This window comes from Rhodoferax sp. OV413 (genome assembly GCF_900104385.1).
In the GTDB taxonomy this organism is placed as follows: Bacteria; Pseudomonadota; Gammaproteobacteria; order Burkholderiales; family Burkholderiaceae_C; genus Rhodoferax_B.
This window is the reverse complement of the sequence record NZ_FNJA01000004.1, coordinates 230769-254046: the sequence shown is the minus strand read 5'-3', so window position 1 is coordinate 254046 and position 23278 is coordinate 230769. Positions and strand designations below refer to the sequence as shown.

Sequence of the window (23278 nt, the reverse complement as noted above, 5' to 3'; positions counted from 1 at the left end):
CCATGAACATCCATTCCATCCACCACGCGCAGCTGGCGTTCCGCGCGGGCGACGAGGCGCAGATCCGGCGCTTCTACAACCAGCTAATCGGCCTGACCGAGTTCAACTACGGCGAGCCCGTGGACACCCATGCACCGCTGCGCTTTGTTGCCGGCCACCAGCGCATCGACCTGGTGCCGACCGACAACTGGCAGCCCAACCCCAACCCCATCCCCAGCCATCTGGCGTTCGAAGTGCAAGGCCTGCCTACGCTGCGCAACCGCCTGCTGTCGGCCGACGTGGCGCTGGAAGAAAGCCGCCCGCTGGTTGGCTACCTGCGCTTCTACGTCAAGGACCCGGCGGGCAACCAGCTGGAATTTCTGGAACCCGACGCATCCCAGGCGAGCACCGTATGAGCGGCCCCCGTACATACGAGCATGAGCTGCAGGTCACGCCGTTTCCCCACACGGCCGAAGATGCTCCGGCTGCAGCCCCGTCGCGTTTCCCCTTCAAGGTCTTTGCTGCCAGCGTAGGCCAGGGCTTGCTGCCCTGGCTGCTGCCCATCGTGCTGATCGTGGTCTGGCAGATCGCCTCCAGCGTGGGCTGGCTGGCGACCCGCATCCTGCCCGCGCCGTTCGACGTGTTCAAGGCCGCATGGGCCTTGGCGGCCTCCGGTGAGCTGGCCAAGCATGTGGGCGTGAGCGCCTGGCGTGCCTTGTCCGGCCTGGCCATGGGCGGCGGCCTGGGCCTGCTGCTGGGCCTGTTGACGGGCTCGGTGAAGTTCTTCGAAACCCTGTTCGACTCCAGCCTGCAAATGGTGCGCAACATCCCCGCGCTGTCGCTGATTCCGCTGGTGATTCTGTGGTTCGGCATCGACGAGACGGCCAAGCTGTTCCTGATCTCGGTGTCGGTGTTCTTCCCGATCTACCTGAACACCTTCCACGGCATCCGCAATGTGGACCCGGCCTTGATCGAGATGGGTCGCAGCTACGGCCTGACGCGCTGGCAGCTGTACCGCGACATCATCCTGCCGGGCGCGCTGTCAAGCATCCTGGTGGGCCTGCGCTTCTCGCTGGGGCTGATGTGGGTGATCTTGATCGTGGCGGAAACCATCTCGGCCCAGGCCGGCATCGGTTACCTGACGATGAACGCCCGCGAATTCCTGCAGACCGACATCGTGCTGGTCGGCATCCTGCTCTACGCCTTGCTGGGCAAGCTGGCCGACGTGTTCGCCCGCGGCCTGGAGCGCTTCTTCCTGCGCTGGCACCCTGGCTACCAAGCCAATACCAATTGAGGGCCACCATGTCTGAACAAGCAAACAACGGCGTGCGGCTGCAGCTGCAATCCCTGAGCAAACGCTATGGCGAACGCCAGGTGCTGCACAACACCCAGTTGACCATAGAGCCTGGCCAGTTCGTCGCTATCGTCGGCCGCAGCGGCTGCGGCAAAAGCACTTTGCTGCGCCTGGTGGCGGGCCTGGAGTCGGCCACCGGCGGCAGTCTGCAACTGGACGCCGAGCCGGTGCAAGGCATCCGTGCCGACACCCGCATCATGTTCCAGGATGCGCGCCTGCTGCCCTGGCACAAGGTGATAGACAACGTGCTGATCGGCCTGCCGAAATCGGCGCGCGAGCAGGGCGAGAAAGTGCTGGCCCAGGTAGGCCTGGCGGACCGCAAGAACGACTGGCCGGCCAAGCTGTCCGGCGGCCAGCGCCAGCGTGTGGCCCTGGCCCGCGCCCTGGTGCGCAACCCGCGCCTGCTGCTGCTCGACGAGCCGCTGGGCGCGCTGGATGCGCTGACCCGCATCGAGATGCACCGCCTGGTCGAAGGCCTGTGGCAGGACCAGGGCTTTACCGCCTTGCTGGTGACGCACGACGTGCAGGAGGCCGTGGCCCTGGCCGACCGGGTGATCCTGATCGAAGACGGCCGTATCGCGCTGGACGAAAACATCGCCCTGGCCCGGCCGCGCTGGCATGGCGACCCGGAGTTCGCCCGCATCGAAAAGCGCATCCTGGATCGCGTGCTACAAAAACCAGAGCGGCCCGCGCATATAGACCGTGCGCGGGGCGGCGATTTGACGCCGATCTTCGGCATCCGTTGGGCGATTTGATTTTCACCACCATCTGAGGGAGACACCATGGCAAGAGACACCAGCAACTGGAAGTTTGAAACCCTGTCCGTCCACGCCGGCTACTCGCCGGATCCGACGACGCGCGCCGTAGCGCCGCCGATCTACCAGACCGTGGCCTACGCGTTCGACAGCGCGCAGCACGGCGCCGACCTGTTCGACCTGAAGGTGCCGGGCAACATCTACACGCGGATCATGAATCCGACGCAAGACATCCTGGAGCAGCGCGTGGCCGCGTTGGAGGGCGGCATTGCCGCCTTGGCCCTGGCCTCTGGCCAGGCCGCGGTGACCTACGCCATCCAGACGATTGCCGAGGCCGGCGACAACATCATCAGCAGCACTGCGCTGTACGGCGGCACCTACAACCTGTTTGCCCACACGCTGCCGCAGTTCGGCATCACCACCCGCTTCGCCGACCACCGCGATCCTAAGAGCTTTGAAGGCCTGTTCGACGACAAGACCAAGGCGGTGTTCGTGGAGTCGCTGGGCAACCCGGCCGGCAACGTGACCGACATCGCCGCGATTGCTGAGATCGCCCACCGCCATGGCGTGCCGCTGATCGTGGACAACACCGTGCCCAGCCCCTACCTGAGCCGGCCTATCGAGCACGGCGCCGACATCGTCGTGCATTCGCTGACCAAATACCTGGGCGGCCACGGCACCAGCATCGGCGGGGCCATCGTCGATTCTGGCAAGTTCCCCTGGGCCGAGCACAAGGCGCGCTTCAAGCGCCTGAACGAGCCCGACCCCAGCTACCACGGCGTGGTCTACACCGAGGCCCTGGGCGCCGCCGCCTACATCGGCCGGGCCCGCGTGGTGCCGCTGCGCAATACCGGCGCTGCGATCTCGCCGTTCAACGCCTTCCTGATCTTGCAAGGCATCGAAACCCTGGCGCTGCGCATGGACCGCATCAACAGCAATACGCTGGCGATTGCCCAGCACCTGCGTGGCGCGGCCAAGGTGCAGTGGGTCAACTACGCCGGCCTGGAAGACCACCCCGACTACCCGCTGGCCAAGAAGTATTTGCGCGGCAAAGCCTCTGGCATTCTGACCTTCGGCGTCACAGGTGGGCGCGAGGCCGGTGCCCGTTTCCTGGATGCGCTGCAGCTGTTCACCCGCCTGGTGAATATCGGCGACGTGCGCTCGCTGGCCACGCACCCGGCGTCCACCACGCACCGCCAGCTGAACCCGGCCGAGCTGGCCCGGGCCGGCGTGTCGGAAGAGACGGTACGCCTGTCGGTCGGCATCGAACACATCGACGACCTGCTGGCCGATCTGGACCAGGCACTCGCCGCGGTGTGATCTAGAAATTTATGTGAAAAGTGGCTCTGGCGCAGGTTCTATCTGCGCGAGCAGCTCTTTATTTAATAGCAACCAACTATTTGCCATGACCCAACTCCATGTTTTGCCCGATCTCTCGCTGGACCAGCTGTTCCGCAAGGCCCGCACGGTCCACGCGTTCCAGCCTGTGCCGGTCAGCGACGACACCATCCGCCAGCTGTACGAGCTGCTGAAGTGGGGCCCCACCGCCTTCAACGCCCAGCCCGCGCGCTATGTGTTCGTGCGCAGCGCCGAGTCCAAGGCCTGGCTGCTGCCCGCGGTGTCGGCCGGCAACCGCGCGCAGACCGAGGCGGCCGGTGTCACGGTGATCGTGGCGCAGGACAGCCAGTTCTACGAACACCTGCCCAGCCAGTTCCCGGCCTACAACGCCAAGCCGCTGTTTGAAAGCAATGCCCAGGCCGCCGAGGCCACGGCCTTCCGCAATGCCAGCCTGCAAGGCGCCTACCTGATCCTGGCGGCCCGCGCCCTGGGCCTGGATGTGGGCGCGCAGTCGGGTTTTGACGCGGCGGCGGTGAACCAGGCCTTCTTTGCCGATGGTCGCTGGAAAGCCAATTTCCTGGTCAACCTGGGTGTGGCCGACCACCAGGCCACCCACCCGCGCGGACCCCGTTTAGCGTTTGACGAAGTCGCCCAAATCGTCTGATTTTTTAACCCCAAGGAGTCTCCCCATGTCCATCCAAGCTATCAATGTGCGCAACCAGTTCCGCGGCAAGATCAAAGAAATCATCCGCGGCGATGTCGTGTCGGAAATCGATGTCGAAACCCCCTGGGGCATCGTCACCTCGGTCATCACCACCCGCTCTGTGGTCGACCTGGAGCTGAAGGTCGGCAGCGAAGTGGTCGCGCTGGTCAAGTCCACCGAAGTCTCCATCGCCAAGCTGTGAGGACCGGCATCGCCACGACATGATTGAGTTACACAACATCCACCAGACTTACCCCGGCCCACAAGGCCCGGTGCAAGCACTGCAGGGCATCGACCTGCAGATACAGGCGGGTGAAATTTTCGGGGTGATCGGGCGCAGCGGCGCGGGCAAAAGCTCGCTGGTGCGTGTGATCAACCTGTTGAACCGGCCCTCAGAAGGCCAGGTCCGCGTCGATGGACGCGACCTGACGGCGCTGAGCGCCCCCGATCTGCGTGCTGCCCGGCACCAGATCGGCATGGTGTTCCAGCACTTCAACCTGCTGTCCTCACGGACAATTTTTGACAATGTGGCGCTGCCGCTGGAGCTGGCCGGCACCCGGCCGGCGCTGATCAAGGCGCGGGTCGATGACCTGCTGGACCTGGTCGGCCTGTCGGCGCTGCGGGACCGCTACCCGGCGCAGATCAGCGGCGGGCAAAAGCAACGCGTAGGCATTGCCCGCGCGCTGGCCAGCAACCCCAAGGTCTTGCTGTCCGACGAAGCCACTTCGGCGCTGGACCCGGAAACTACCCGTTCCATTTTGGGCCTGCTACGCCAGATCAACCGCGACTTCGGTTTGACCATTGTGCTGATCACCCACCAGATGCAGGTGATCAAGCAGGTGGCCGACCGGGTGGCGGTAATAGACGCCGGCCGCATCGTGGAGCAGGGCGCGGTGATCGACGTGTTCACCCGCCCGCAACACGCCACCACCCGCAGCCTGATCGCCGAGATCGTGCCGCAGGACCTGCCCGAGAGCGTGCTGGCACGCATCCGCAAGCTGATGGCCACCGAGCCGGCCCAGCAAGGCCAGCTGCTGCGGCTGGCATTTGCGGGCGACGACTCGGACCGGCCGCTGCTGTCGGACGTGATCCGTCGCTTCGGGCTGGACCTGAACATCCTGCACGGCCAGGTCGACGAGATCCAGGGCCGACCGTTTGGCGCGCTGGCCGTGCATGTGCGCGGTGCCCGCGAGCAACTGACAGCCGCCGTCGCGCACCTGCGCGGTGCCGGTGTTCTAGTACAGGAGGTGGCGCATGTTTGATACCTTTACCCCGCAATTGCTGGAGCTGTTTGCGTCTTCGTTCTGGGAGACGCTGGTGATGGTCGGCATCTCCGGTGCGGTGGGCGCGCTGATCGGCGTGCCGCTGGGCGTGTTCCTGCGCTTGACCGACCACGGTGGCGTGCTGCACAACCCGGCGCTGAACCGCACTGTCGGTGGCGTCGTCAACGCGGTGCGCTCCACGCCTTTCATCATCTTGCTGGTGGCCATCATTCCGCTGACGCGCTTATTGACAGGTTCGTCCATCGGCACGATGGCGGCGGTAGTGCCGCTGACGATTGCCGCCGCGCCCTTCATCGCCCGGCTGGTGGAAACCGCGCTGCGCGAAGTCGACCACGGCCTGGTCGAAGCCGCGCAGGCCATGGGCGCCAGCACCCGGCAGATCGTCTTCAAAGTGCTGTTGCCCGAGGCCTTGCCCGGCATCGTCGCCGGCCTGACCATCACCCTGGTCAGCCTGACCGGTTACTCGGCCATGGCCGGTGCCATCGGTGGCGGCGGCCTGGGCGACCTGGGCATCCGCTACGGCTACCAGCGCTTTTTGCCCGAGGTCATGCTGGCCGTGGTGCTGGTGCTGATCGTCTTCGTGCAGGCGTTACAGAGCCTCGGCGACTGGTTCGTCCGCCGCCTCAGCCATAAGTAGTGACTCACCCCCAGGCTACGCACTTCGTGTCTTCGCCAACCCCCTTGCAGGGGGCGATACCAGTGGCCCGGCAAAGCCGGTTCCACGGTATCCCTGGTGGCGCACGTTCAGTCTGAACGTGGGGCCGCGTATTCCCCTTTTTTACTTGAAAGACCTTGCCATGAACAAACGTAACTTGATCCAATCCGCTCTGTCACTGGCACTGCTGGCCTCGCTGTCGGGCAGCCTGCTGGCGCAGGACAAACCGCTGAAGATCGGCGTCACCGCCGGCCCGCACGCGCAGATCTTCGAGCAGGTGAAGAAGATCGCCGAGAAGGACGGCCTGAAGATCCAGATCGTCGAGTTCAGCGACTACATCCAGCCGAACGCCGCGCTGGCCGCCGGCGACCTGGACGCCAACAGCTACCAGCACAAGCCCTATCTGGACCAGCAGGTCAAGGATCGCAGCTACAAGATCGTGTCCGTGGGTTATACCGTCAACTTCCCCATCGGCATCTATTCGAAGAAGGTCAAAAGCCTGAACGAGCTGAAGGAGGGCGCGCGTGTCGGCATCCCCAACGACCCCACCAATGGCGGCCGTGTGCTGCTGGTGTTCCAGGACAAGGGACTGATCAAGCTCAAGCCCGATGCGGGTCTGAAAGCCACGCCGTTGGACGTGATCGACAACCCGAAGAAGATCAAGTTTGTCGAAGTCGATGCAGCCCAGCTGCCACGCACGCTGGATGATTTGGACGCCTCGGCCGTCAACACCAACTACGCGCTGTCGGCCGGCCTGAACCCCAAGGACGCCATTGCCCAGGAAAACGCCAAGAGCCCCTACGTGAACCTGCTGGCTGTGCGCGACCAGGACAAAGACAAGCCCTGGGTCGCCAAGCTGGTGACGGCCTACCACTCGGACGAAATACGCAAGTACATCCAGACCGAGTTCAAGGGCGCGGTGCTGGCGGGCTTCTAACCATATACGGAATGCATCGTTGCCCCAGCGGCTGTGGCCGATAGCATTTGGGGCATGACTGATTCCTTCCACGCCTGGTCCTCGCCGAACACTTGCAAGCTGCAAACGGATGTCTTGGTTGTCGGTGGGGGGCTGGCAGGGGCCTGGGCCGCACTTGGTGCAGCACGGGCCGGCGCCCAGGTGGTGCTGGTCGACAAAGGCTACTGCGGCACCAGCGGGGTCACCGCCACAGCCGGTCCCGGCCACTGGTGGATCGCCCCGCCTTTGCGCGACGCTGCCGTGGCCAAGCGCCTGGCCGCCGGTGAGGGCCTGGCCGATGCCCACTGGATGCACCGCATCCTCGACACCACCTGGCAGCACTTGCCCAGCCTCGCGCCCCATTACCCCTTTCCTTACGATGCGCAGGGCAAGCCGGTGTTCCGCTCGTTGCGTGGGCCCGAGTACATGCGGGTCTTACGCGGCCTGGTGGAGGCTGCAGGCGTGCGAGTGCTGGACCACAGCCCGGTGCTGGAGCTGCTGCAACATGCCGATGGCAGCGTAGCCGGAGCCCGCGGCCTGCAGCGCCAAAGCCAGGCTGCCTGGGAGGTGCGCGCGGGCGCCGTGGTGCTGGCCACCGGCGGCTGTGCGTTCCTGTCCAGGCTGCTGGGGGCCGACAACAACACCGGCGACGGTTACCTGATGGCCGCCGAGGCCGGGGCCGAGCTGTCGGGTATGGAGTTCAGCAACTACTACACCGTGGCACCGGCGTTTTCATCGATGACGCGGTCCATGTCCTATGTGTTTGCTCGCTACTTCGATACATCGGGGCGCGACCTGCACATTGCGCCCGGCCCCAGCCAGACCACGGCCTTGGCGTCTGCGCTGCTGCAAGGCCCGGTGTATTGCACGCTGGACCTGACACCCGACGATCTGCGTGCGGCATTGCCCACCATCTCGCCGAATGTGATGCTGCCGTTCACCCGGCGCGGCATTGACCCGTTCAAGGACCGCTTTGAAGTCACCCTGCGCGGCGAAGGCACGGTGCGTGGCATCGGTGGCCTGCGCATCGTCAACGACGCCTGCGAAACCACCGTACCCAACCTGTTTGCCGCGGGTGATACCGCCACACGTGAGCTGGTAGCGGGTGCCATATCGGGCGGCGGCAACATCAATTCGGCATGGGCTCTGTCATCGGGTCTGTGGGCGGGGCAGGGTGCGGCAGAGCGCGCCCGCCGCGCTGGCCGCCGCGCCACTGGGGCCGTGCATGCCGCCGGCCAGGCCGGCTTGCGGCCGCACCAGCATGTGGCTGCCGTGGACAATGCGGCGGTGCTGGCCACGCTGCAGAGGCCCATGCTGGACTACGACCTGAATATCTTCCGCAGCGGACCGGCGCTGGCGCGTTCCAAGGCGCAGCTCGACAGTGCGTGGCACAGCTTCAGTGCCCACGCGCAAGGCAGTGGCCGCAGTGTGCTGCGCACCCGCGAGACGGCGGCGCTGCTGGCAACGGCCCGCTGGTGCGCCGCGGCGGCCCTGGCCCGCACCGAAAGCCGGGGCATGCACCGCCGCACCGACATGCCCCGTGCCGACCCAGGCCAGGCCCACCGCACCACGGTAGGCGGGTTGGCCCAGGTCTGGCACCGCCCTGAACGCAGCCTCCAGCCCGAAGCTATATCCGCATGATTGCCTTGTTGCTGACCGACCGCTGTACCAGCTGCCAGCGCTGTGTGCAGATTTGCCCGGCCCAGGTGCTGGATGCGGGGCACAACGCGCCGCCCACCATCGCCCGCCCCCAGGACTGCCAGACCTGCTTTGCCTGCGAACTGTATTGCCAGGCGGATGCCTTGTTTGTCGACCCCACGGTATACCGCCTGGTGCCGGTGGACGCCGCCGCCGTGCGCGCCAGCGGCCTGCTGGGGGTGTACCGGCGCGATTCCGGCTGGGACGAATGGCAGGCCGACCCACGCTACGCCAACCAGCATTGGCGCATGGAGGAGGTGTTTGCCCGGGGCGCAGTGCTGGCGCAGCAGCGCGCGGAGCAAGCCTTGAGTACCCGTTCGGAGTCTTTTTAGGTTAGCGCAGAGGCGGCGGTGCAAACGCGCTGATGTCGGGCAGTGGCTCGGTCCATGGTGCCACCTCCACGGTCGTGCTTTGTGCCGAGCAACCCTGCGACAGCCGGGAGCTGCCGGTGTCGGGCGTGGTCAGGTTCGGGTTGCCGTGCTTGTCCAGCGAGCCTGGTTGTGCCGGGTCCAGCGGGTCGTACCAGGCGCCAGTGGCGATCTGCAGCACGCCGGGCGCGATGCCGGTACTCAGCCGCACCCCGGCCAGAAAGGCACCGCGCTGGTTGTAGACCCGTACCACGCTGCCGTCGGCAATGCCGCGCGCGGCCGCATCGGCCGGGTGCATCTGCATCGGCTCGCGCCCGGCAATCTTGGAGTCCCGGCTGAGCGCGCCGTGGTCGTACTGGCTGTGTAGCCGGGTGGCTGGCTGGTTGGACAGCAGATGCAGTGGCCAGGCCGAGGCCTCGGGTTCGAACCACACGGGGTGGCCCGGGCAGTCGCTGTAGTCAAAGCCTGCGATGGTGTCCGAGTGGATCTCGATGCGCCCTGAAGGCGTGGGCAAGGGGTGGGCCAGCGGGTCGGCGCGAAACTCTTGCAGCAGCACCGTGGGCTGGGCCGGCTGCGGCACCTCGAACAGTCCTTGCTGCCAGAAGGCCGCAAAGCCGGGCAGGGTGATGCCATGGGCGGCGGCGCGCTCGCGCGAGCCTTCGTAGAGATGCTCCAGCCACTGGGGTACGCTGCGGCCTTCGGTGAAGTGCGCGCCAAAGCCCAGGCGCTCGGCCAGGGCGGCAAAGATCGCGTAGTCGTCGCGGGCCTCGCCCACCGGCGCAATGGCGGCCTGCATTGCGACCATGAAGCGGTCGCTGGCCGCGCTGCCGATGTCGTCCCGCTCCAGCGGTGTGGTGGCCGGCAGCACGATGTCGGCATGGCGGGCGCTGGCAGTCCAGAACGGCTCATGCACGACGATGGTTTCCGGCCGCTGCCATGCTGCCACTGTGCGGTTCAGGTCCTGGTGGTGGTGGAAGGGGTTACCACCGGCCCAGTAGACCAGGCGGATGTCGGGGTAGCGCAGATGCCGGCCGTTGTATTCAAAGGCCGCGCCGGGCTGCAGCAGCATGTCGACCAGCCGGGCGACCGGGATGTAGGCCGTTACCGGATTGCTGCCCTGCGGCAGGCGTGGCCCGGAAAACGGCGCGCGGCCGCTGCCGGTATTGTTCATGCAGCCATAGCCCAGGCCGAAGCCGCCGCCGGGCAGGCCGATCTGGCCCAGCATGGCGGCCAGCACCACCGTCATCCAGAACGGCTGCTCGCCATGGCGTGCGCGCTGCAAGGCGTAGGCGGTGTTGATGAGGGTGCGGCTGTGCGCCATGCGTTGCGCCAGCGCGGTGATGCTGGTGGCGCTGATGCCGGTGCGCTCGGTCGCCCAGGCCGGGGTTTTGGCCACGCCGTCCACGCGGCCGCGCAGATAGTCGGCAAAGCGTTCGAAACCTACGGTGTAGCGGTCCAGAAACGCCTGGTCGTGCCAGCCTTCGGACAGCCAGACCTGGGCCAGGGCCAGCATCAGCGCGGTGTCGCTGCCGGGGCGGACCGGTAGCCATTCGGCCTCGGGCACGCCGTCCAGGTCGCCGCGTACCGGGCTGATGTTGACGAAGCGGGTGCCGCCCTGGGCCAGCCGCTGCAGTGCGCCGCGCAGCTGGTGGTCGCTGGCGCCGCCGGGGCTGACCTGGGCGTTCTTCAGCGGCAGGCCGCCGAAGGCGACAAACAATTCGCAATGCTGCTCCAGCACGTCCCAGGAAGTATGTTGCTGCAGCAGCGTGTCCATGCTGCCGACGATGTGTGGCAGCAGCACGCGGCCCGCGCCCAGGCTGTAGGTGTCGACCCCATAGGCATAGCCGCCGAAGCCGTTCAGAAAGCGGTGCAGCTGGCCTTGCGCATGGTGGAAGCGCCCGGCGCTGGCCCAGCCGTAGCTGCCGCCAAAAATGGCCTCGTTGCCGTGCGCAGCGCGCACGCGCTGCAGCTCGGCGGCTACCAGGTCCAGTGCCTCGTCCCAGGGCACTTCGACCAGCGCCTCCTGGCCGCGGCGGCGTGGGCTGGCAGCGGTATTGCCGCGCTCGGCGGCGCGCAGAAAGCCCTCGCGCACCGCGGGCCGGCGAATCCGGGCTGCGGCGGTGATGGCCTCAGGCAAGGACGCACCTATGGGCGACGGATCGCGGTCCCAGGGTGCGGCCTCCAGTGCCTGCAAGCGGCCAGACTCGACCACCGGCCGGTATACGCCCCAGTGGGTAGAGGTGAAACCCACAGCGTTATTGCTGCCGCATCACAGCCGGGCCAGGTGGTCGCTGATCTTGACCTTTTGCGGCAGGATCTGGCGCTCGCTCAGCCAGTCGGCGGCGAACTGCAGGCCTTTCACAAACTTGGCGTCTTCGATGCCATAGAAGTCGTAGCTGCGCTTAAAGCCAGCCAGCGTGTCGCGCACCGTATCGGAATAGCCGCCTTCTTTTTGGTTGATCAGCTCTGCCTCCAGCGGGTGGGTGCTGGCCCACAGGCCTTCGGCGACAAAAGCCGCATTCACCGCGCGCACGATGTCCGGGTTTTCGTCGGCAAACTTGCGGGTCGTCAGCCACGAGCTGAAGTCGATGCCGAAGTCCAGGTCCGAGCCTTCGAAGAAGATGTTGTGTGCCTTGTATTCGCTGCGCGCGATGTCTACGCCCGGGCTCCACATCGACCAGGCGTCGATCTTGCCCTGGGCGAAAGCCGGGCCGGCATCCGGTGGGTTCAGGTACACGAACTTGACCTGCTTGCGGTCGACACCGTGCTTTTCCAGCGCGGCTACCAGCAGGAATTCGCCCAGGCCCGAGCGGTTCACCGCCACCGATTTGCCCACCAGGTCCTTGATGCCTTTGATGCCCGACGAATCCTTGGCGATGATGGCCGTGCTGCGTGGGTTGACCACGAGGAAGTTGGTGAACACCAGGGGCGAGCCGGCAATGATGGCCGCCAGCGCGGGCGTGGTGCTGCCGCCGAAGCCGAAGTCGGCGCTGCCGCCGGTGACGGCTTGCAGCGAGGGCGCATGGTTGGGGAAGGGGCCAATCCACTGCACCTTGATGTTGTCCTTGGCCAGCAGCTTCTCGAACTCGCCGCGCTGCTTGGCCAGCAGCGGCAGGCCGCCCCGGCCCCAGCCCAGGCGTACGGTGTCGGTATTGCGGCCGCTGCGTGCGGCCCAGGCGGGCAGGGTGCTGGCGGCGCCCAGCGCGGCGGCACCGTGTTGCAGGAAATCGCGGCGGGACACGGCGGAAAGGCTGTCGCTCAGTAAAGGCATGGGGTATCCAGGGAGTTGAAAAGAGTGGGGTTGAAATCAGGCTGCCAGGGCTTCGTTGGCCACGCCCAGCTCGGCCAGCAAGGTGTCGCGCAGCGCTATCGCATCTGGGTGCGAGCGGTGCTGGCGCGCGGCTGCGGACACGCTGTACTGCGCGGCAATCGCGCCGTTGCGCATCACCAGCGCGCGGTCGGCCAGGGTGATGGCTTCGTCCACATCGTGGGTCACCAGCAGCACACCGGGGCGGTGGTGCGCTACCAGTTGCTTCACCAGGCCTTGCATGCGGATGCGGGTAAGCGCATCGAGTGCGGCAAAGGGCTCGTCCAGCAGCAGCAGGCGCGGCTCCTGTACCAGAGCCCGGGCCAGTGCCACGCGCTGGGCCTGCCCGCCCGACAGGTTGCGCGGCCAGTCGTCGGCCCGGTCGGCCAGGCCGACTTCGGCCAGCGCGGCCTCAGCGCGGGCGCGCACGTCGCTGCCGCTGATGCCCAGCGCCACATTGCGCCACAGCGGGTCCCAGGGCAGCAAGCGGTGTTCCTGGAACACCACGGCGGGCCGGGCCGGGCCATCGATGTGCCCAGCGTCCACCGCATCCAGCCCGGCCAGCGCGCGCAGCAACGTGGTCTTGCCGCAGCCGCTTTCGCCGAGCAGGGCGACGAATTCGCCGCGCTGGATGGTCAGGTCGAGACTGTTGATGACGGTGCGTTGTCCGTAGGCCCGCTTCAGACCGCGCACGGCGACCGCTTGTTCGTTGGCGTGGCTCATGCGGTGCTCTTGGAAAAATTGGGATGCCAGGCCAGCAGGCGCCGCTCCAGCGTGCGGGTGATGGCGTCGGCCGACATGCCGATCAGCGCATAGACCACGATGGCTAGCACGATCACATCGGTGCGCAGAAACTCGCGCGCATCCATGGCCAGAAAGCCTATGCCCGATGTGGTGGCAATGGTCTCGGCCACCACCAGCGCCAGCCAGGCTGTGGCCAGGGCATAGCGCACGCCGGTCAGGATGGAGGGCAGCGCGCCGGGTAGCACGATACGCCGTACCAGGGCCCAGTTGTCGAGGCCGATCACCCTGCCCAGTTCGATCAGCTTGGGGTCGACCTGGCGTATGCCCAGCACGGTGTTGATGTAGATCGGAAACGCCACGCCCAGCGCCACCAGAAAGATTTTGCCGCCTTCGTCCACGCCAAACCAGACGATGACCAGCGGCAGCAAAGCCAGAAAAGGGATCGCCCGCACCATCTGGATGCTGCGGTCCAGCAGGGCCTCGGCCAGGCGCGAAAAACCGACCAGGGTGCCCAGCACAAAACCGATGGAGCCACCGATCACAAAGCCGACTGCGGCGCGCAGCAGGCTGACGCCCATATCGCTGACCAGCCGGCCTTCGGCGATCAAATCGAGCGCGGTGCGCAACACCCGGCTCGGCGCCGGCAGTACCTGCAGCGACAGCAGGCCGGCACGAGCGGCGGCCTCCCATACCAGCACGATGGTCAGCGGCACCAGCCAAGACAGCAGGGCAAAGCGGGTACCGTCCAGGCGCGCTGTGCGCGGGCGCTGGGTCGGTGGCGGGGCGATACCGGCGATGCGGGCCGCGAGCGGCAGGCTGGCAGAAGCGTCAGACATGGTGCTTGCTTTCGGTAGGGATCAGGCGGCGAGCGGCAGGCCGGTATCGAAGGTGGCGCGCACATCCAGCTTTTGCTTGATCAGTCCGGCGTCCAGATAGAAGTCGGCGGTGCGCTGCTGGTCGGCCACGACCTGGGCGTCTATCGATTGCCAGCGGGTCTGGCGGCGCTCGAACTGCAGGCGTGCCGCCTCGGCGGGGATGCCGATGATGCGGGCCAGGGTGGCGCTGAACTCTGCAGGGTGTTGGCTTGCCCAGGCCTGGGCGCGCACGATGCGCTGCTGCAGGTCTTGCAGGTGGTTGCGCTTGTCGCGCAAGGCGTTGTCTGTGGCGGCCAGGAAGCTCAGGCCGCTCCAGAGGCCGCGCCCGTTCACCAGCACGCGCGCATGGCCACCGGTTTCGGCCAGCGCGGTATACGGCTCCCAGGTGGCCCAGGCATCGACCGAGCCCTGGGTCAGTGCCAGCTTGGCATCTGGCGGGGCCAGAAAGCGCAGATTGATGTCTTCGGCTTTCAGGCCCACCGAGGCCAGCGCCTTCAGGGTCACGAAGTGGCCGATGGAGCCGCGGTTGGTGGCCACGCTTTTGCCCTTCAGGCTGCTGGCATCTTTGAGTGGCGAATTGGGCGCCACCAGGATGGCCGTGCCATAGGGGTCGGAGCGGTTGACTGCAAAGGCCTTGACCCGGCTGCCCGCAGCCAGCGAAAACAGCAAGGGGGCATCGCCTATTGGCCCGAAGTCCACCGCGTCGGCATTCAAGGCTTCGGCCAGCGGGGCGGCGGCGGGGAACTCGGTCCACTGGATGTCGTAGGGCAGGCTCTTGAGTTCGCCCGCGGCTTCCAGCAGGGCACGCAGGCCGCCCTTTTGGTCGCCTGCGCGCACCACGGCGCGGGTTTGGGTATGGCCGAGCACGGGCGACAGAAAGGCCGCAGCGGACAGGAATTGTTGGAAGGTACGTCTTTGCATGGTGTGGAATGGGTCGTTAAGAAATCAGGATCTGCTTGCCGGCAGCTATGCGGGCACTGTCGTCCTGCGGCGTATGGATGCGCCCGCACAGCACGTCGCGCAGATGGCGTTCCAGCGGGTTCTTGCGTGACAGGCCGTGGTTGCTGCTGAGCGACAGCGCGGCCTCTACGGCTTGCACAGCGTTATTGGTGACCAGCGACTTGATCAGGCCGCTGTCGGTGGCTGTCACTGGCGTGCCGCTGTCCACATCGCGGGCCAGGCTGGCCAGCAGGCGCTCATTGGTGAGCAGCAGGCCCTGGATAGTGCCGACGATCTCTTGGGCGCGCGGCAGGGTGGCCAGGGCTGCGCCCAGGTTCGCCGGTTTGCGCTGGCGCAGAAATTCGACCACCCAGTCGCGCGCGGCGCGGGCGATGCCGCTGTACAGCGCGCCCAGCAGTACGGCCATGTCGGCTTGCAGGCTCGGGTCGCCAGGGCCCCAGTCTTGCGGCAGGCGCAGGTCGATTGCGTTGTCCAGCGGCACCAGCACGTCGTCGAACACGATGTCGTGGCTGCCACTGGCGCGCAGTCCCAGGTGGTCCCAGGTTTCGATGGTGCGGATGCCCGGCAAACCGGCCGGTACCAGGATCGTGCCGACCCGGGGCGGGGTTTCGTCGGTACGCGTCCATACCGCGTACCAGCGCAGGATGGGCGCACCGGTGGAATACACCTTGTGCCCCGATAAGCGCCAGCCCTCGGGCGTCAGCCGGGCTATGGTGCTGGGCAGGCCGCCGCGCGCGGGTGAGCCCAGGTCGGGTTCGACCCGCAGTGCATTTACCAGCGATACGGAATGCACTGATTCGCGCACCAAGCGCTCGGCCAGGTGCTGGGGCCAGCTGCGGCTCTTGCCGTCGGCATAGCCCATGCTGCGGAGCTGCATGTACTGCATGACCAGCACCAGGGCGGTCGCCGGATCGCCATGCGCGACCGCGCCTATGACTTCGCCGAGCTGCGCCAGCGTGGCGCCTTGGCCGCCCAGTTTGCGCGGCGCGGCCAGCGCCAGCAGGCCCGCCTGTTGCAGCTGGTTGAAGTTCTCAAAAGGGAAGCTGGCTTCGCGGTCATGCTCGGTGGCGCGGGTGGCGAACTCTGCGGCCAAGGTGCGGGCGATCTGGCCAGGGGTCAGCGAGGCATTCATGGTTGGGCCTCGGGTATGTCTGCTATTGCGGAAAAGAATGGGTGCATGGCGCCGACGATAGAAGCGATGGCGGGGCGCGACAACGAAGAAAAAGCTCTGTCTACATGCGGTTTCTGAATGACGGGCCGCCAGAACGGGTTCTTAATGTGGAAAGCCGCCGCGCAGCAAGCGCACGGGTTCAAAGTCCATCCGGCGGATCAGGCCGTCCAGTCCATCGCCTGCTGCTGCCGTGGAGGCAAGTGCGACCGGTGCGGCACCAGAACGGCACACCAGATCGCTGGCCGACCAGTCGGCTTGACCGGGTTGGCCCCGGGCGCGCAGCCAGCCGTCGCGGTCCACCAGCAATTGGTGGCCGGCCAATTGCGCGGGTTGCACGCCCAGCACCAGTGCGAGAGAGCTGCGCAGCTCGGGTGTGTTGGCCTGGCATTCGGGGTCGGATGCGTTGGTTGCCAGGTTGACGGTGACCAGCCGGGGATCGTCCTGGACGCTTGCGGCATCGGCGACCACCCTCAGCCGCTGCCCATCCAGGCTGTGCAGCGTGCGTGGTGGCTGGTGGCGGCATTGCACGGCGGCGTCCGGCATGCGCACCGGGTAGGTCCAGGCGCCGGACTCTTGCAGCATCTGGCCGGCCGCATGGGCTTGCAGATAGTCGAGCACCTCCCATACCTGGGTGTCGCTGAGATGGCTGAGTGGTGGACCAAAACCGGGCATGGTGCTGCTGCCATCCCGCGCGCGCATGCCATGGCGTACCCGCCAGAACAGTTCTCCGTCTAATCGCTTCCACAGCAGGGAACCGTTCAGCGTTGGCGGCCACATGGGCAGCTGGGCTGCTTCCACGCCTTCGCCCCGGCCATCGGCACCGTGGCAGCGCACGCACTGCTGTTGGTACACCCTCTGCCCGCGCACAATGGCTTGCGCCGTGAAGCCGGTGGGCGATGCATGCAGGCTGGTGGGTACGGCTGGGGCCAGCAGTAGATGCGGCTCTGGCCAGGGGGCGAGCAGCAATACCGCTGCCGCCAACACCCACAAACCTGGCCGGGCCCGGCGCCAGGCCAGGGAGACCAGCAGGCTCAGCCCGGCCAGCAGCAGGCAGGCGATGCAGATGACGACACGGCGGGCGTGGCCAGGCTCCAGGGCCAGCATTTCACCGGCAATGCGGTAGGCAAACGGCCAGGCGGGCTGGCCGTGGATGTCGGGCGCCAGGCCCAGAGCATGCAGCACTGCGCGCAGGCCCAGCTGGGCTTGCAGCAGCGCCGTCAACAGCAGGTTCAGGCCTTCGGCAGGCAAACTCCAGGCCATGCGTGCTGCAAAACTACCAGCTGGCCGCCAGGCCTAGCAGCGACAGCGCCTGGTGCCGCAGCTCGGCCAGCCGTGGGTGACCTCGGTGGCGCGGGTAGGGCAGGTCGTTGACCAGCACCTGCTTGATGCGCGCGGGCCGGTCGGACAGCACCACCACGCGCTGCGCCATGAACAAGGCTTCTTCCACATCGTGCGTGACCAGCAACACCGAGAAACCCTTGCGCTGCCACAGGTCGACCAGCTCGGTCTGCATGGCCAGCCGGGTCAGCGAGTCCAGCTTGCCCAGCGGTTCGTCCAGTACCAGCAGGCTGGGGTCGTTGACCAGCGCGCGCGCCAGAGCCACGCGCTGTGCCATACCACCCGACAGCTGGTGCGGCAGCGCCTGGGCAAAGTTTTGCAGGCCAACCAGCGCCAGCGCTTCATCGACCCGGTGCCGCTGGGTCTTCAGCAGGCCACGCGCCTGCAGGCCTAGGGCCACGTTGTTCCACACCGTGCGCCAGGGAAACAGCGTCGGGTCCTGGAACACCACAATGCGCGACGGGTCGGGTTGGGTGATGGGCTGGCTGTCGTGCTGCAGGCTGCCGGTGGTGGCCGGCTCCAGCCCGGCCACCAGGCGCAGCAGCGTGGACTTGCCGCAGCCGCTGGGGCCGAGCAGGGCCACGAACTCTCCCGGTTGGATGTCCAGATCCAGGTCGGCAATGACTTGCAGTGGGCCCTGGGCTTGCTCAAACCAGTGGCTGACGTTGCGCACCGCAATGTGTGCGCCGGCGCTCGTCTGGGTCTGTACGGGGCTCACCATTTCACGATTCCTTTTTGCCAGGACAGTACCCGGTCGCGTACAAGAAACAACAGACTGATCAAGCCCGAGAACAGCAGCGCCATCACCAGCAGCGCGGCATACATATTCGGGTAGGCGGCCCAGCCCTGGGCCCAGGTCAGGTACCAGCCCAGGCCGGCTTTAACGCCCAGCATCTCTGCGACCACCAGCGTGGCAAACGCATGGCCCAGGCCCATGAATAGGCCGACGAACACCTGGGGTAGGGCGGCAGGAATCGCCACCCGCAGCACCAGAAACCAGGGCGATGCGCCCATGGTGCGGGCCACGTCGTAGTAGTTTTTGTTGACGCTGGCCACACCCGATGCGGTGAGGATGGCGACCGGAAACGCGGTGCCAACTGCAATCAGAAAAATCGCGGTGGACCAGCTGGACGGGAAGAAGTAGAACGAGATCGGCAGCAGCGCCGTGGTGGGCAGCGGCCCGAGCACGCGCAGCACAGGGTGCACCCAGTAGCTGGCGCGCCGCGACCAACCCATCAGCACGCCAATCAGAAAGCCGACCGAGGCACCGATGCCTATGCCCAGGCCCAGCAGCTGCAGCGAATGGGCAGCGCTCTCCAGCAGGCGGCGCCAGTCGCTGATGTAGACCTCGGCCAGGCTCTGGGGTGGCGCAAAGAAGGGGGGCGGCAGAGTGCCCAGCTTGGCAGTAAACACTTCCCACACCGCCAGGCCCAGGGCCAGGGCGATCAGCCAGGGGCCAGCTGCGCGCAGCTTGGCTGGGACTGCTGCGATTCGCTCCGGCGCCAGGCCCAAGGCCAGCAAAGCCACAGAAACCAGTCCAGCAAACCAGGCGAATTCGGTGGTGTAAGCCCATTCGCTAAAACCCAGCGGCTTGTTCGGCCAGGCTCCTGTCAGCACCGCGAGCACGCCCCAGGCCAGACCGGCGGCCAGGCCGGTCCACCAGGGTGCGTAGTTGCCAGCTGCGGTAGCCGCTACCGATGGGTTGCGTTCTCGCGGAGCCAGGGTTGGTGCCGAGAGTATGTTTTCAGCCGTAGTCATCGCGTGGGGGCTCCGTCAGGCCAATACGTCGGCGTACACGTACTCGGCAAAGCGAGCGGGATCGGTGCTGGGCTTGAGCACGCCGACCAGCTTGAAGTCGCGGGCGTAGAACTCGATCTCTTTCTTCAAGTCGTTGCCGCTGGGGTGGTTGCGGTGCGTCAGCGTGCCCAGCACGGCGCGCAGGTCTTCCACCGGCACCTTGGAATAGGGGCTGTAGATCTTGGCAGTTTCGTTCGGGTAGTTGGCGATGAAGTCCGAGGCCTCGGTGATGGAGCGCGCCAGTGCGGCGGCAGTCGGTTTGTCGTTGCGTACCAGCTTGCCGCTGACGCCCAGCACGCAGCAGGTCTTGTTGGCGTATTCGCCCGACAGGTTGGTGGCCAGCTCGACCAGGCCCTTGGTGCGGCGTTCGACCAGGAACAGGTTCGGGTCACCATCGGCAATCGCATGGGCTTCTCCTTTCTCTACCGCCAGGCCCAGCATGTCGGCGGGGAACTGGCGCCAGCTCACATCCTTCTCCGGGTCCAGGCCGGCCTTGACCAGCAGCACCGAGAAGAAGTTCTTGCCCGGGCTGTTCAGGTCGGATACCGCAATCGTTTTACCTTTGAGCTTGGCCAGGCTGGTCACGCCAGCCGGAGCGTAGCCCACCAGGCGGGTGCAGCCGCCATGCGAGCTGCTGACCAGCTTGACGTCAAAGCCCGACTCCAGGGGCTTGATCCAACGGTGCACCATGCCCACGCCGGCGTCGGCCTTGGAGGTGGCAATGCTTTCCAGCAACTGGTCGGTAGACCCGGCAAAGTTCACCAGCTCGACGTTCAGGCCGTTCTTTTCAAAGATGCCGCGCTCCAGCGCCACCGGCACAGCCGACAGGCAGACTGCGCCCGCATTCCAAGCCAGCTTGATGTCGCGCAGCTTGCCGGCGGCCCGCACATTGCTGCCGGCCACGCCAGCGGCTCCCACCACACCGGCCAGGCCCGCAGCGCGTAGCCATTGGCGGCGTGACCAGCGGGGGTTGAAACGGGTGCGCTCGTCGAACGTAAACATGCAATACCTCTGTTAAATCTGTGCAGGAGGCAGATTGCAATGGATTCCCGCCCCAAAGGGAAATAAGAAAAACAGGGATGCATATGCAAAGAATCATCCGCACCCGGCCGGCAAATCGGTTGCAATAAGCCATCTTCAAAATAGGCTGTGCGTTTGCGCATGGCCATCTACGATCTACCCGTTACTGCGTATGACCACCCCTTACGACACCGCAAAGCTGCACAGCTTTGTGCAGCAACTCGGCCGCCTGCTGGACCGCCATCCCACCGAGCTGGAGATACTGGCCCAGGGTGGCAGCCTGCTGGGCCAATTGGTGGAGCGCGACGACTGGCTGCCCATGGCCTATGCCCAGCCGCATCCGCATTACTACCAGCAATACCTGCTGCACGCCGACCCGCTGGGCCGGTTCTCGGTGGTCAGCTTTGTCTGGGGGCCGGGCCAGGCCACGCCCATCCATGACCACACGGTCTGGGGCCTGATCGGCATGCTGCGCGGGGCCGAGGAGTCGCAAGCCTTTGCACGCGACGCCAGCGAGCGCTGGGTGGCCCAGGGCCAGCCGCGCAGGCTGGCACCTGGCGAGGTGGATGCGGTGTCGCCACGCATCGGCGATGTGCACCGCGTGCGCAATACCCTGGCCGACCAGGTGTCCATCAGCATCCATGTGTACGGCGCCGACATCGGCAAGGTCCAGCGCTCGGTGTACCTGGAGGACGGCACCCGCAAACCCTTTGTCTCCGGCTACAGCAATGCCGCCGCGTTCTTGTCAACAGAAACGATTTAACCGATTTATCCCAAGCTACCCATGACCACTCCACTGCCCCTCAAATCCTTCCACGACGTGCGCCAGGCTTTGCTGGCCGGCCAGGAGATCGCGCTGATCGACGTGCGCGAAGAAGACCCGTTCGCCCAGGCCCACCCGCTGTTTGCTGCCAACTTTGCCGCCGGGCGCATCGAGCTGGATGCCTGGAGCCGCATCCCGCGCCGCGACACCGCCATCGTGGTGCTAGACGATGGCGAAGGCCTGGCCGAGCCGGCGGCCCGCACGCTGCACAAGCTGGGCTACACCGATGTGGCCCTGCTCGACGGCGGCCTGCAGGGCTGGCGCGATGCGGGCGGCGAAATCTTCAAAGATGTGAACGTGCCCAGCAAGGCTTTTGGCGAACTGGTCGAGTCGCAGCGCCACACACCCTCGTTGTCGGCCGAAGAAGTCAAGGCGCTGATCGATCAAAAGGCCGATGTGGTGGTGCTGGACGCCCGCCGTTTCGACGAATACCAGACCATGAGCATCCCCACCGGCATCAGTGTGCCCGGCGCCGAGCTGGTGCTGCGCGCCCAGGCGCTGGCGCCGAACCCGCAGACCCGCATCATCGTCAACTGCGCGGGCCGCACCCGCAGCATCATCGGCACCCAGTCGCTGGTGAATGCCGGTATCCCCAACCCGGTGTCCGCCCTGCGCAACGGCACCATAGGCTGGAAGCTGGCCGGCCAGGTGCTGGACCACGGCGCAGAGCGCCAGGGCCGGGCGATCACCGAACAAACCAGCGCCGATGCCGCACAGCAAGCGCGCTCCGTGGCCGACCGCGCCGGCGTACAGCGTGCGCAGCCGTCGGATCTGGCCGCCTTCCAGGCCGAAGCCACCCGCACCACCTACCGTTTTGATGTGCGCACCGCCGAAGAATTCGCCGCGGGCCACCTGCCCGGCTTCTCGAATGCGCCTGGCGGCCAGTTGGTGCAGGAAACCGATGTGTCCGCCCCGGTGCGCGGCGCCCGCATCGTGCTGGCCGACACCGATGGAGTCCGTGCCAACATGACCGCATCCTGGCTGGCCCAGATGGGCTGGGACGTGTGGATACTGGACGGCAGCCAGCCCACCGACTGGAGTGAAACCGGCCACCCGCCTGCACCGGTGCCCGAGCCCGAAGGCCATGCCGAATGGATCAGCCCCGCCCAGCTGGCAGCCTGGCTGCAGGCCGAGCCCGCCGACCACATCGCGGTGCTGGACATGACCACCAGCGTCAACTACGTGAAGCGCCACATTCCCGGTGCTTGGTACCTGTCGCGTGCCGGCCTGGCCCAGGCCTTGGCCCAGATACCCAAGGCCAAGCGCTACGTGCTGACCTGCGGCAGCAGCCTGCTGGCACGCTATGCGGTGGTGGAACTGGAGCGCTTGACGGGCGCCGAAGTGTTTGTGCTCAAGGGCGGCACCATCGCCTGGATTGCCGCCGGGCTACCGCTGGAACACGGCGAAACCCGCTTGGCCTCGCCCCGCACCGACCGCTACCGCCGCCCGTACGAAGGCACGGACAGCCCGCGTGAGGCTATGCAAGGCTATCTGGATTGGGAGTTTGGGTTGGTGGAGCAACTGGGGCGTGATGGGACGCACGGGTTCAAGGTGATTTGATCGGTCCCCTTGGTGATTGCTATTGAATAAGTAGCTGCTTGCGCAGGTTGTATCTGCGCTGGTGGCACTTTTATTGAGTAAAAAAGTCAAATGTTTAGCGGGCGCGATAGGCCAGAAATAGCCTTCGGCCCACAAGAAGTACAAGCGATGCCGCACCGGCCCAAAGGCAATAGTCATGAAGCTCGTCGATTGAAATCAAGAGGTACAAGGGGTTGGCTTGGCTGAACGGCGCCAGCGGCCGGATATCTGCGTGCATCACACTGTCAAGAATGATGTGGGAGTAGCTGCCTGTGGCAGCACCAACGGCCACTTGGCTTAGCTTGAGTTCCTGCCAACGGAAAACATTGGGGAGCTTGGTCAACGGAGCAATTCTTCGCGCAAGAAGAAAAAGCAAAACGGTTGCCGCAGCAACCAGCGTGGCTCCAACGTAGGTATGAAAAAATCGGTGAAGAGGTTCTTGTTGGGTGAGGATGTAATACAAGGGCTCAGTATCGATAAGGACATTTGCCGCAACAAAAGCAATGAAGCTTACGTGGCGTGGCGCAATGGCATGAATCGCACCGCCCGGGCCGAAGTGGAAGGGTGTAAATGGCAT

At 66.0% G+C, this 23278-nt stretch carries 24 protein-coding genes; 13 read left to right on the top strand and 11 right to left on the bottom strand.

Translation table 11 applies throughout. The annotated features are described in order from the left end of the window. Window positions 1-2 precede the first annotated feature (2 nt). The 11 genes from BLT66_RS15725 to BLT66_RS15675 all read left to right on the top strand — a co-directional run bounded on the left by BLT66_RS15725 (window position 3) and on the right by BLT66_RS15675 (window position 9052). The gene (locus BLT66_RS15725; RefSeq protein ID WP_092758755.1) at window positions 3-395 is read left to right on the top strand and encodes a VOC family protein; all 393 of its coding nucleotides are present in this window, start codon (window positions 3-5) and stop codon (window positions 393-395) included. Then, the gene (gene ssuC, locus BLT66_RS15720) at window positions 392-1273 is read left to right on the top strand and encodes an aliphatic sulfonate ABC transporter permease SsuC (protein ID WP_092758753.1); all 882 of its coding nucleotides are present in this window, start codon (window positions 392-394) and stop codon (window positions 1271-1273) included. The genes BLT66_RS15725 and ssuC overlap by 4 nt, the downstream gene beginning before the upstream one ends. 8 nt (window positions 1274-1281) lie before the next feature. Beyond that, a complete protein-coding gene (locus BLT66_RS15715; RefSeq protein ID WP_092758751.1) occupies window positions 1282-2088 on the top strand; it encodes an ATP-binding cassette domain-containing protein in 807 nt (268 codons plus the stop codon). 27 nt (window positions 2089-2115) lie between these two features. After that, window positions 2116-3408 carry an O-acetylhomoserine aminocarboxypropyltransferase/cysteine synthase family protein gene (locus tag BLT66_RS15710; protein WP_092758749.1) on the top strand — a complete coding sequence of 431 codons (1293 nt, stop codon included), beginning with the start codon at window positions 2116-2118 and terminating at the stop codon, window positions 3406-3408. 85 nt (window positions 3409-3493) lie between these two features. Further along, entirely contained in the window at window positions 3494-4090 is a 597-nt protein-coding gene (locus tag BLT66_RS15705) for a malonic semialdehyde reductase (RefSeq protein WP_092758747.1), read from the top strand. 25 nt (window positions 4091-4115) lie between these two features. After that, window positions 4116-4331: a TOBE domain-containing protein gene (locus tag BLT66_RS15700; protein ID WP_092758745.1), complete on the top strand. Its 216-nt coding sequence runs from the start codon at window positions 4116-4118 to the stop codon at window positions 4329-4331. Between the two features lie 19 nt (window positions 4332-4350). Beyond that, complete coding sequence (locus tag BLT66_RS15695; protein WP_092758743.1) at window positions 4351-5391, top strand: methionine ABC transporter ATP-binding protein; 1041 nt, start codon at window positions 4351-4353, stop codon at window positions 5389-5391. Next, entirely contained in the window at window positions 5384-6049 is a 666-nt protein-coding gene (locus BLT66_RS15690) for a methionine ABC transporter permease (RefSeq protein ID WP_092758741.1), read from the top strand. Before BLT66_RS15695 ends, BLT66_RS15690 begins: the two co-directional genes overlap by 8 nt. A gap of 160 nt (window positions 6050-6209) precedes the next feature. Next, entirely contained in the window at window positions 6210-7004 is a 795-nt protein-coding gene (locus BLT66_RS15685) for a MetQ/NlpA family ABC transporter substrate-binding protein (protein WP_092758739.1), read from the top strand. Between the two features lie 54 nt (window positions 7005-7058). Next, window positions 7059-8663: an FAD-dependent oxidoreductase gene (locus BLT66_RS15680; protein WP_092759179.1), complete on the top strand. Its 1605-nt coding sequence runs from the start codon at window positions 7059-7061 to the stop codon at window positions 8661-8663. Then, on the top strand, window positions 8660-9052 hold the full coding sequence (locus BLT66_RS15675) for a 4Fe-4S dicluster domain-containing protein (RefSeq protein WP_092758737.1): 393 nt from the start codon (window positions 8660-8662) through the stop codon (window positions 9050-9052). The genes BLT66_RS15680 and BLT66_RS15675 overlap by 4 nt, the downstream gene beginning before the upstream one ends. A gap of 1 nt (window position 9053) precedes the next feature. Here BLT66_RS15675 and BLT66_RS15670 read toward each other — a convergent pair whose 3' ends face one another. The 10 genes from BLT66_RS15670 to BLT66_RS15625 form a co-directional block, all read right to left on the bottom strand. Then, window positions 9054-11339, bottom strand: a complete 2286-nt coding sequence (locus BLT66_RS15670; RefSeq protein WP_092758735.1) for a molybdopterin guanine dinucleotide-containing S/N-oxide reductase — start codon at window positions 11337-11339, stop codon at window positions 9054-9056. Between the two features lie 18 nt (window positions 11340-11357). Next, window positions 11358-12359: an ABC transporter substrate-binding protein gene (locus BLT66_RS15665; protein ID WP_092758733.1), complete on the bottom strand. Its 1002-nt coding sequence runs from the start codon at window positions 12357-12359 to the stop codon at window positions 11358-11360. Between the two features lie 36 nt (window positions 12360-12395). Next, window positions 12396-13118 carry an ABC transporter ATP-binding protein gene (locus BLT66_RS15660; protein ID WP_092758731.1) on the bottom strand — a complete coding sequence of 241 codons (723 nt, stop codon included), beginning with the start codon at window positions 13116-13118 and terminating at the stop codon, window positions 12396-12398. Next, on the bottom strand, window positions 13115-13975 hold the full coding sequence (locus BLT66_RS15655; protein WP_092758729.1) for an ABC transporter permease subunit: 861 nt from the start codon (window positions 13973-13975) through the stop codon (window positions 13115-13117). Before BLT66_RS15655 ends, BLT66_RS15660 begins: the two co-directional genes overlap by 4 nt. A 21-nt stretch (window positions 13976-13996) precedes the next feature. After that, window positions 13997-14935 (bottom strand): ABC transporter substrate-binding protein, encoded by a 939-nt coding sequence (locus BLT66_RS15650; protein WP_092758727.1) that lies wholly within the window; start codon window positions 14933-14935, stop codon window positions 13997-13999. Between the two features lie 16 nt (window positions 14936-14951). Continuing rightward, window positions 14952-16106: an acyl-CoA dehydrogenase family protein gene (locus BLT66_RS15645; RefSeq protein WP_092758725.1), complete on the bottom strand. Its 1155-nt coding sequence runs from the start codon at window positions 16104-16106 to the stop codon at window positions 14952-14954. Window positions 16107-16247: 141 nt separating this feature from the next. After that, window positions 16248-17405 carry a c-type cytochrome gene (locus tag BLT66_RS15640; RefSeq protein WP_092758723.1) on the bottom strand — a complete coding sequence of 386 codons (1158 nt, stop codon included), beginning with the start codon at window positions 17403-17405 and terminating at the stop codon, window positions 16248-16250. A 13-nt stretch (window positions 17406-17418) separates the two neighbouring features. Continuing rightward, window positions 17419-18204, bottom strand: a complete 786-nt coding sequence (locus tag BLT66_RS15635; RefSeq protein ID WP_092758721.1) for an ABC transporter ATP-binding protein — start codon at window positions 18202-18204, stop codon at window positions 17419-17421. Then, on the bottom strand, window positions 18198-19241 hold the full coding sequence (locus tag BLT66_RS15630) for an ABC transporter permease (RefSeq protein ID WP_092758719.1): 1044 nt from the start codon (window positions 19239-19241) through the stop codon (window positions 18198-18200). Before BLT66_RS15630 ends, BLT66_RS15635 begins: the two co-directional genes overlap by 7 nt. A 15-nt stretch (window positions 19242-19256) precedes the next feature. Further along, window positions 19257-20282, bottom strand: coding sequence for an ABC transporter substrate-binding protein (locus tag BLT66_RS15625; protein WP_092758717.1), 1026 nt, complete (start codon window positions 20280-20282; stop codon window positions 19257-19259). Window positions 20283-20472: 190 nt separating this feature from the next. Here BLT66_RS15625 and BLT66_RS15620 point away from each other — a divergent pair, with 190 nt between their 5' ends. Both BLT66_RS15620 and BLT66_RS15615 read left to right on the top strand, forming a co-directional pair. Beyond that, window positions 20473-21063 carry a cysteine dioxygenase family protein gene (locus tag BLT66_RS15620; RefSeq protein ID WP_092758715.1) on the top strand — a complete coding sequence of 197 codons (591 nt, stop codon included), beginning with the start codon at window positions 20473-20475 and terminating at the stop codon, window positions 21061-21063. A 21-nt stretch (window positions 21064-21084) separates the two neighbouring features. Further along, on the top strand, window positions 21085-22683 hold the full coding sequence (locus BLT66_RS15615; RefSeq protein WP_092758713.1) for a rhodanese-related sulfurtransferase: 1599 nt from the start codon (window positions 21085-21087) through the stop codon (window positions 22681-22683). Window positions 22684-22777: 94 nt separating this feature from the next. Here BLT66_RS15615 and BLT66_RS15610 read toward each other — a convergent pair whose 3' ends face one another. Next, the gene (locus BLT66_RS15610; protein WP_092758711.1) at window positions 22778-23278 is read right to left on the bottom strand and encodes a hypothetical protein; all 501 of its coding nucleotides are present in this window, start codon (window positions 23276-23278) and stop codon (window positions 22778-22780) included.

Coding starts and splice junctions, on each gene's coding strand:
- BLT66_RS15725 (WP_092758755.1), top strand. CDS start 3: ATGAACATCCATTCCATCCACCACGCGCAGCTGGCGTTCCGCGCGGGC.
- ssuC (WP_092758753.1), top strand. CDS start 392: ATGAGCGGCCCCCGTACATACGAGCATGAGCTGCAGGTCACGCCGTTT.
- BLT66_RS15715 (WP_092758751.1), top strand. CDS start 1,282: ATGTCTGAACAAGCAAACAACGGCGTGCGGCTGCAGCTGCAATCCCTG.
- BLT66_RS15710 (WP_092758749.1), top strand. CDS start 2,116: ATGGCAAGAGACACCAGCAACTGGAAGTTTGAAACCCTGTCCGTCCAC.
- BLT66_RS15705 (WP_092758747.1), top strand. CDS start 3,494: ATGACCCAACTCCATGTTTTGCCCGATCTCTCGCTGGACCAGCTGTTC.
- BLT66_RS15700 (WP_092758745.1), top strand. CDS start 4,116: ATGTCCATCCAAGCTATCAATGTGCGCAACCAGTTCCGCGGCAAGATC.
- BLT66_RS15695 (WP_092758743.1), top strand. CDS start 4,351: ATGATTGAGTTACACAACATCCACCAGACTTACCCCGGCCCACAAGGC.
- BLT66_RS15690 (WP_092758741.1), top strand. CDS start 5,384: ATGTTTGATACCTTTACCCCGCAATTGCTGGAGCTGTTTGCGTCTTCG.
- BLT66_RS15685 (WP_092758739.1), top strand. CDS start 6,210: ATGAACAAACGTAACTTGATCCAATCCGCTCTGTCACTGGCACTGCTG.
- BLT66_RS15680 (WP_092759179.1), top strand. CDS start 7,059: ATGACTGATTCCTTCCACGCCTGGTCCTCGCCGAACACTTGCAAGCTG.
- BLT66_RS15675 (WP_092758737.1), top strand. CDS start 8,660: ATGATTGCCTTGTTGCTGACCGACCGCTGTACCAGCTGCCAGCGCTGT.
- BLT66_RS15665 (WP_092758733.1), bottom strand. CDS start 12,359: ATGCCTTTACTGAGCGACAGCCTTTCCGCCGTGTCCCGCCGCGATTTC.
- BLT66_RS15660 (WP_092758731.1), bottom strand. CDS start 13,118: ATGAGCCACGCCAACGAACAAGCGGTCGCCGTGCGCGGTCTGAAGCGG.
- BLT66_RS15655 (WP_092758729.1), bottom strand. CDS start 13,975: ATGTCTGACGCTTCTGCCAGCCTGCCGCTCGCGGCCCGCATCGCCGGT.
- BLT66_RS15650 (WP_092758727.1), bottom strand. CDS start 14,935: ATGCAAAGACGTACCTTCCAACAATTCCTGTCCGCTGCGGCCTTTCTG.
- BLT66_RS15645 (WP_092758725.1), bottom strand. CDS start 16,106: ATGAATGCCTCGCTGACCCCTGGCCAGATCGCCCGCACCTTGGCCGCA.
- BLT66_RS15640 (WP_092758723.1), bottom strand. CDS start 17,405: ATGGCCTGGAGTTTGCCTGCCGAAGGCCTGAACCTGCTGTTGACGGCG.
- BLT66_RS15635 (WP_092758721.1), bottom strand. CDS start 18,204: ATGGTGAGCCCCGTACAGACCCAGACGAGCGCCGGCGCACACATTGCG.
- BLT66_RS15630 (WP_092758719.1), bottom strand. CDS start 19,241: ATGACTACGGCTGAAAACATACTCTCGGCACCAACCCTGGCTCCGCGA.
- BLT66_RS15625 (WP_092758717.1), bottom strand. CDS start 20,282: ATGTTTACGTTCGACGAGCGCACCCGTTTCAACCCCCGCTGGTCACGC.
- BLT66_RS15620 (WP_092758715.1), top strand. CDS start 20,473: ATGACCACCCCTTACGACACCGCAAAGCTGCACAGCTTTGTGCAGCAA.
- BLT66_RS15615 (WP_092758713.1), top strand. CDS start 21,085: ATGACCACTCCACTGCCCCTCAAATCCTTCCACGACGTGCGCCAGGCT.
- BLT66_RS15610 (WP_092758711.1), bottom strand. CDS start 23,278: ATGCCATTTACACCCTTCCACTTCGGCCCGGGCGGTGCGATTCATGCC.